We start from the raw sequence: 6,361 nt of genomic DNA, 5'->3' as shown, positions 1-6,361 counted from the left end.
CTCCATCAGGGCGTAGACCTTCTCCAGGCGCTTCACGACGTTGAAGACCTCGAGCAGCTGCTGCTTCTCGGCGATCTTGACGCTCAGGTGACCGGCGATGCGGTCGGCCAGCTCGGACGGGTTGTCGATCTGCGGGATCGCCGCCAGCGCCTCGGGCGGGACCTTCTTGTTGAGTTTGACGTAGTTCTCGAACTGCTCGATCACCGCGCGGCTCAGGGCCTCGGCCTCGGGCGAGCCGACGCCGTCCTCCTGGACCATGGCGATCTCGGCCTCGTAGTAGTCTTCCTGGCCGGTGAAGCGGGTGATGCCCGCGCGCGCCTTGCCCTCGACCAGCACCTTCACGGTGCCGTCAGGCAGCTTCAGGAGCTGCAGGATGGTGGCGACCACGCCGACGTCATAGATGGCGCCGGGCGACGGATCGTCGTCGTCCTTGTCCTTCTGGGTGGCCAGCAGGATCTGCTTGCCCTCGCCGCGCATCGCCTCTTCGAGCGCACGCACGGATTTCTCGCGGCCCACGAAGAGCGGCACCGGCTGATGAGGGAAGACCACGATGTCCCGCAGCGGCAGGATCGGCAGAATCTTGATCTCTGACATGATGCTCTAACTCCTGGCGGGCCCCTTCAGTGGCGACCTCGCCTGCCGGATCGCGGTCACTCAAACGATGCGCTTGAGTCGGACGACCCGTCCGCCGGACCTCGGCGGCTTGCTCAACGATTTATGTGGACGGTTTCCAACACCTTTCAAGCGCAGCAAGAGCCATGCGCGACACTGCGTCCCATCGCCTCTGACAAGCCAGCTTGAGCGGGAGAACGCGGGGGCGACGCGCAAGGCCATGCCCGACCACACCGCCTAGATATGGACGCGGCGGCCTCCGCTCAAGGCGAGGCCGTCGCGCATGACGAGACGGTCCCTCCCCCCACGCGGGCCGGGCGAGCGGACAGGCGGCGTCGCGACCGGGCCTGGAGGCCTCGACCGTGCGCCAGGATCTTGCGGCAAGCGGCGTCACCGGGGCGCCGGGGCCGCGGCTCAACCGGTGTCGGGAGCGCCGGGCCGCGGCGCGGCCGAGGACATGCCCGCGGGCGTGACCTCTTCGGACGGCCAGGCGGCCTGATGGGGCCAGAGACCCTTGCCCATCACGTGGCTGACACGGTCGACGGCGTCGACCTTGGGCTCGTCCAGCGGCAGCCGCGCGCAGATGTCGGCGACCAGCGCCTCGATGTCGGCCGTCAGGAAATCGGGCCGCTCGGACTCGATCTCGACCTCGCGCGCCAGCGCCGCCAGGGCCGCCTCGCGCTCGTGGGGCTCGGCGCAGACGACCACGGCCGCGCCGAGCCGGCCTTCGAGCTCGCGGCCCCGCGCGGTCCGACGCGCGACGTCCAGCAGCCTTTCGCGGGCCGCCGCCTCGGCCTCGCGCGCCAGGCGCGCCTTCAGCGCCAGCGACTGGCGGAGCGAGCGCGCGAGCCGCTGGTAGGTCCGGCCGAGGTCGGAGAACTCGGCGGCGCTCTCGGCCGCCATCATCCGCGCATGCGCTTCCTCGGCGCCGGCCAGGTCGCACGCGGCGATCCGGGCCAGGGCGGCCTCGATGTCGATGTCGGGCGGCGCGGCGGTCATCCGCCGCATGGGCTCATGCGGCTACGTCAGATTCGGTCGCACGTAGTGAGCCGGCCAACCGCCACAGCGGAGGCGCCCCTCGCGCGAAGCGCCTTCTTCGAACCACGAATGAACACGAATGCACACGAATGGGGCCCGGAGCTCTCGGCGAACATTCGTGTTCTTCGTGTTCATTCGTGGTCGAAAAAGAACGGCCTTCGGCCTGAAGGAACCGGCGGGACGGATCGCCCCGTCAGCCTCGCGGCCGTTCGCCTTTCCAGTTCAGCTCGATGGTCACGCCCGTGGGGTCGCGGACGAAGATCTGCCTGACGGTCGTGCCGGGCGTCTCGACCGCGCGGAACTTCCGCCCGGAGCGCTGCACGCGAGCGAACGCATCGTCATAGTCGGAGATGTCGAAGGCGAAGTGGTCGAGGGACGACCCCGCCGACTCGGCCGCGGGCGCGTCCACCTCGACGAGGTGCACCACGTCCTTGTCGCCGGCGTAGAGCCACGCCCCCGGGAACGGGAACGGCGGCCGCCAGCCCTCGACGAGGCCCAGCACGTCCACCAGGAACGCCCGCGTGGCGGCCAGGTCGGCGGTGCGGATGTTGACGTGGTCGAGGCCGTTGATGAGGGGCATGGGCGCAGTGTGGCGCGGGAGGCCCGCACCTTCAACGTGATCCCGCGGCCCGCTTCACCTGCCGCCCAAGGATGGGTCCCGCGGACAGGCCGCGGGATGACGACGGGTGAAGTTACGCCGCGCCGCCCTTGTCGCGGCGTTCGGCGTAGATGATCAGCGGCTGGGCGCGGCCTTCGATGACTTCCGCGTTGACCACCACCTCCTCGACGCCGTCGTAGGTGGGCAGCTCGTACATGGTGTCGAGCAGCACGCCCTCGAGGATCGAGCGCAGGCCGCGCGCGCCGGTCTTGCGCACGATGGCCTTGCGGGCCACGGCGTTCAGCGCGTCGTCGGTGAAGGTGAGGCCCACGTTCTCCATCTCGAAGAGGCGGACGTACTGCTTCACGAAGGCGTTCTTCGGCTCGGTGAGGATCTTCACCAGGGCCTTCTCGTCCAGGTCGTCCAGCGTCGCGATGACGGGCAGACGGCCCACGAACTCGGGGATCAGGCCGAAGCGGAGCAGGTCGTCCGGCTCCACCTGGCGGAAGATCTCGCCGGTGCGGCGCTCGTCAGGGTCGGAGACCTTGGCGCCGAAGCCGATCGAAGTGCCCTGCCCGCGCGCCGAGATGATCTTCTCGAGGCCGGCGAAGGCGCCGCCGCAGATGAACAGGATGTTGGTCGTGTCGACCTGCAGGAACTCCTGCTGCGGATGCTTGCGCCCGCCCTGCGGCGGCACGGAGGCGACGGTGCCCTCCATGATCTTGAGCAGCGCCTGCTGCACGCCCTCGCCCGACACGTCCCGCGTGATGGAGGGGTTGTCGGACTTCCGGCTGATCTTATCGACCTCGTCGATGTAGACGATGCCGCGCTGCGCGCGCTCGACGTTGTAGTCCGCGGCCTGCAGCAGCTTGAGGATGATGTTCTCGACGTCCTCGCCCACATAACCGGCTTCGGTGAGCGTCGTCGCGTCGGCGACGGTGAACGGCACGTCGATGATTCGGGCGAGCGTCTGCGCCAGCAGGGTCTTGCCGGTGCCCGTGGGGCCGATCAGCAGGATGTTCGCCTTGCCCAGTTCGACGTCGTTGTTCTTCGTCGCGTGGTTCAGGCGCTTGTAGTGATTGTGGACCGCGACCGAGAGGACCTTCTTGGCGTGATCCTGGCCGATCACGTAATCGTCGAGGACTTCGCGGATTTCCTTCGGAGTGGGCACGCCATCCTTGGACTTCACGAAGGAGATCTTGTGCTCCTCGCGAATGATGTCCATGCACAGTTCCACGCATTCATCACAGATGAACACAGTCGGACCTGCGATGAGCTTACGCACCTCGTGCTGGCTCTTGCCGCAGAAAGAGCAATACAGCGTGCTCTTCGAATCTCCGCTGGCCGCCTTGGTCATGGTCTCATCTCACTCTCTCAGCGAAGCCGGCCGATGGTCTGGACGGCTTCGCCCCGGGGCGTCATCTGCCCTCGCTTGCAGGATACGCGCCGCGGGTTGTCCAAGTCTTGACATTCCCTGATCCGCGCCGGGATCACAAGCGTTCGCTTGCGGGAGCGACATTGTGAGGCGCGCACCTCCGGGAACCGGCGGCGCCTGGCACCAGATGGGAAACGCGCCGAAATGGCACAAGAGCGTGAGGACGACCCGGTGGTCGAAGAGGGTTGGGATCCGCCCATCGTGGCCTTCGATTTCGACGGCACGCTCACCGTGCGCGACAGCTACACGGCGTTCCTCAAGTGGCGGACGCCGGCGTTCCGGTGGTGGCTGGGCAGTCTGCGGCTGGCGCCGGCCGCCGTGGCCTACCTGTTCCACCGGGATCGCGGACGGATCAAAGCGGCGGCGACCAAAGTGTTCCTTTCCGGCGTGCCGCGCGAGCGTCTCGAGGCGGACGCGCGGCGGTTCGCCGAGCTCTTCTCGCGCAAGCTTCTGCGGCCCGACGCGATGATCGCGTGGAAGCGGTGGCGCACGAAGCGCGTCAAGCTGGTGATCGTCACGGCCTCGCCCGACATCGTGGTGGCGCCCTTCGCCCGCGGCCTGGCGGCCCACGACCTGCTGGGAACGCCCCTGGCCTTCGACGCGCAGGACCGGGTCACCGGGGCGTTCTCGTCCCCCAACTGCCGCGGGGCGGAGAAGGTCGCCCGGCTGAAGGCCGCCTACGGACCGGACCTGCGGGTCCACGCGGCCTACGGCGACACCAGCGGCGACACCGAGATGCTGGCGATCGCGGAGCAGCCGTACTTCCGGGTGTTCACCGGCAAGCCGTGAGGCGCGCCTGGCCGGCGGCGCGGGCCGCCGGCGTGCGCAGCTCCGACTGTCCCGGCGAATGCCGGGACCCATCGCAATTGGAAGAGCTCCGAGACGACCGGACCCGCGCCGGGATCACCGGGTATCGGGCACGGACCCTAAGGTTCTCCGGCGATCGACGCCCATGCGGCGGCCAGCTGCGCCTCGAAGGCCTCGCGGCTGAACCCGGCTGCGGCGGCGCGGCCGGCGGCGCGGCGGGCCTCGAAGGTCTCGCCGGCGCGCAGTTCGTCGACGCGTCGCGCGAGCGTCTCGGCGATCTCGATGTAGGCGCCCTCGTCGAACCAGTCGCCGTTCTCGGGCGTGGCGTACTCGCGGCCGCCGCCGCCGGTGAAGCCCACCACCAGCGCGCCCGTGGCCAGGGCCTCGAGGGGCGGCAGGCCGAGGCCCTCACGCTCGCCGAGCGCCAGGAAGAGCTCGCTGCCCGCCATGGCCTGGGCGACCTGGGCGCGGGACATGTCCCTGATCTCGATCCACGGGACCTCGCCCAGGTCGGGCCGCAGCGAGCGGAAGGCGCCGCGGATCAGCCGCCACTCCTGCGGCCGGCGGTTGACGGTCGCGGCGATGCGGAGCCGGCGCGGCCCGCCCGCCGACGCGAAGCCGGGATCCAGCGCGGGCCGAACCACGTGGAGCGGCCGCGTCCAGCCCATCCGCCGGAGCATGTCGGCCGCGAAGCCGGACGGCAGGATCATCGCCTCGGCGCCCCAGCGTTCGATCGAAGGGACGTCCAGGAAGGCCGAGAAGCTGTAGTAGGGCCCCTGGTTGTGCAGGATCTTGCGGCAGGGCGCGTCCATGACCGCCAGCGCGCCCGCGCCGAACATCTCGCCCACCACCGCGATGTCGTCGGCCGCCAGCGACGGGGCGCCGACGCTCCAGGGCGCGTCGAAGCCGGCCGGGAACTCGGGCGCGAAGGCCCCCGGCGGCTCGCCTTCCGGCCGGACGAACAGGAGGCGCGCGTCGTAGCCGAACCGGCGCAGGGCCGCGACGTGGTCGAGGTTCACCAGCTGGCCGCCGGTCCGGTGCACCCCCTGGGTGACGTAGAAGATCCGCAACTGCGCGCCCCCGCCTCACCCGCACGGTGGCGGACTCGCGGGCAAACGAAAAGGGCGCCCGGCGGACCGGACGCCCTTCGCAAAGCCGGGTGGCGGCGCTCAGACGTCGCCGTCACGCTTCTCCCAGACGTGGTCCACGAGGCCCCAGTCCTTCGCCTCGTGCGCGGTCATGAAGTGGTCGCGGTCCAGCGTCTCCTCGACCACCTCGATGGGCTGGCCGGTGTGCTTGGCGTAGATCTCGTTCAGGCGGCGCTTGGTCTTCAGGATGTCCTCGGCGTGGCGCTGGATGTCCTGGGCCTTGCCCGAGTAGCCGCCCGAGGGCTGGTGCACCATGATGCGGCTGTTGGGGAGCGCGATGCGGCTGCCCTTCTCGCCCGCCATCAGCAGGAACGAGCCCATGGAGGCCGCCATGCCCAGGCACAGGGTGATCACCGGGCTCTTGATGTACTGCATGGTGTCGTAGATCGCGAGGCCGGACGTCACGATCCCGCCTGGCGAGTTGATGTACATCTGGATCTCTTTCTTCGGGTTCTCAGCCTCCAGGTGCAGCAGCTGGGCGCAGATGAGGCTGGCCATCCCGTCCTCGACGGGGCCCGCCAGGAAGATGATCCGGTCCTTGAGGAGGCGCGAGAAGATGTCGTAGGCGCGCTCGCCCCGGCTCGTCTGCTCGACGACCATCGGCACGAGGCCAAGGGCGGTGGTCACGGGATCGCGCATCGGAAGTCCTTTTCGAAAGTCGCGACGCGCAGCCTGCGAAAGGCGGCGCGGCAGAGTCCCGATATCGCGTGCCCGCGGGCCCGG

General features: G+C 69.4%; 7 protein-coding genes. 1 reads left to right on the top strand and 6 read right to left on the bottom strand.

What is annotated here, in order from left to right; all coding sequences use genetic code 11:
- The 4 genes from JNK30_RS18825 to clpX form a co-directional block, all read right to left on the bottom strand.
- A partial coding sequence (locus tag JNK30_RS18825; protein ID WP_293484604.1) for an LON peptidase substrate-binding domain-containing protein occupies positions 1 to 594 on the bottom strand: 594 nt, incomplete at its 3' end.
- Between the two features lie 432 nt (positions 595 to 1,026).
- Positions 1,027 to 1,620, bottom strand: a complete 594-nt coding sequence (locus JNK30_RS18820) for a hypothetical protein (RefSeq protein WP_293484602.1) — start codon at positions 1,618 to 1,620, stop codon at positions 1,027 to 1,029.
- Between the two features lie 223 nt (positions 1,621 to 1,843).
- The gene (locus tag JNK30_RS18815) at positions 1,844 to 2,230 is read right to left on the bottom strand and encodes a VOC family protein (protein ID WP_293484600.1); all 387 of its coding nucleotides are present in this window, start codon (positions 2,228 to 2,230) and stop codon (positions 1,844 to 1,846) included.
- A 112-nt stretch (positions 2,231 to 2,342) separates the two neighbouring features.
- Positions 2,343 to 3,605, bottom strand: coding sequence for an ATP-dependent Clp protease ATP-binding subunit ClpX (gene clpX, locus JNK30_RS18810; RefSeq protein WP_293484598.1), 1,263 nt, complete (start codon positions 3,603 to 3,605; stop codon positions 2,343 to 2,345).
- 222 nt (positions 3,606 to 3,827) lie between these two features.
- On the opposite strand from clpX, the gene JNK30_RS18805 reads away from it, so the two are divergent.
- Entirely contained in the window at positions 3,828 to 4,472 is a 645-nt protein-coding gene (locus JNK30_RS18805; RefSeq protein ID WP_293484596.1) for an HAD-IB family hydrolase, read from the top strand.
- Between the two features lie 137 nt (positions 4,473 to 4,609).
- Here JNK30_RS18805 and JNK30_RS18800 read toward each other — a convergent pair whose 3' ends face one another.
- A complete protein-coding gene (locus JNK30_RS18800; RefSeq protein WP_293484594.1) occupies positions 4,610 to 5,560 on the bottom strand; it encodes a glycosyltransferase in 951 nt (316 codons plus the stop codon).
- A 99-nt stretch (positions 5,561 to 5,659) separates the two neighbouring features.
- Positions 5,660 to 6,277, bottom strand: coding sequence for an ATP-dependent Clp protease proteolytic subunit (locus JNK30_RS18795; RefSeq protein ID WP_293484592.1), 618 nt, complete (start codon positions 6,275 to 6,277; stop codon positions 5,660 to 5,662).
- Between the last annotated feature and the right edge of the window lie 84 nt (positions 6,278 to 6,361).

Source organism: Phenylobacterium sp. (genome assembly GCF_016793225.1).
Classification (GTDB): domain Bacteria; phylum Pseudomonadota; class Alphaproteobacteria; order Caulobacterales; family Caulobacteraceae; genus Phenylobacterium.
This window is presented reverse-complemented; position numbering and strand designations above follow the sequence as displayed.

Bases quoted from the DNA above. Each gene is read 5' to 3' on its own strand.
- JNK30_RS18820 (WP_293484602.1), bottom strand. From the start codon at position 1,620: ATGCGGCGGATGACCGCCGCGCCGCCCGACATCGACATCGAGGCCGCC.
- JNK30_RS18815 (WP_293484600.1), bottom strand. From the start codon at position 2,230: ATGCCCCTCATCAACGGCCTCGACCACGTCAACATCCGCACCGCCGAC.
- clpX (WP_293484598.1), bottom strand. From the start codon at position 3,605: ATGACCAAGGCGGCCAGCGGAGATTCGAAGAGCACGCTGTATTGCTCT.
- JNK30_RS18805 (WP_293484596.1), top strand. From the start codon at position 3,828: ATGGCACAAGAGCGTGAGGACGACCCGGTGGTCGAAGAGGGTTGGGAT.
- JNK30_RS18795 (WP_293484592.1), bottom strand. From the start codon at position 6,277: ATGCGCGATCCCGTGACCACCGCCCTTGGCCTCGTGCCGATGGTCGTC.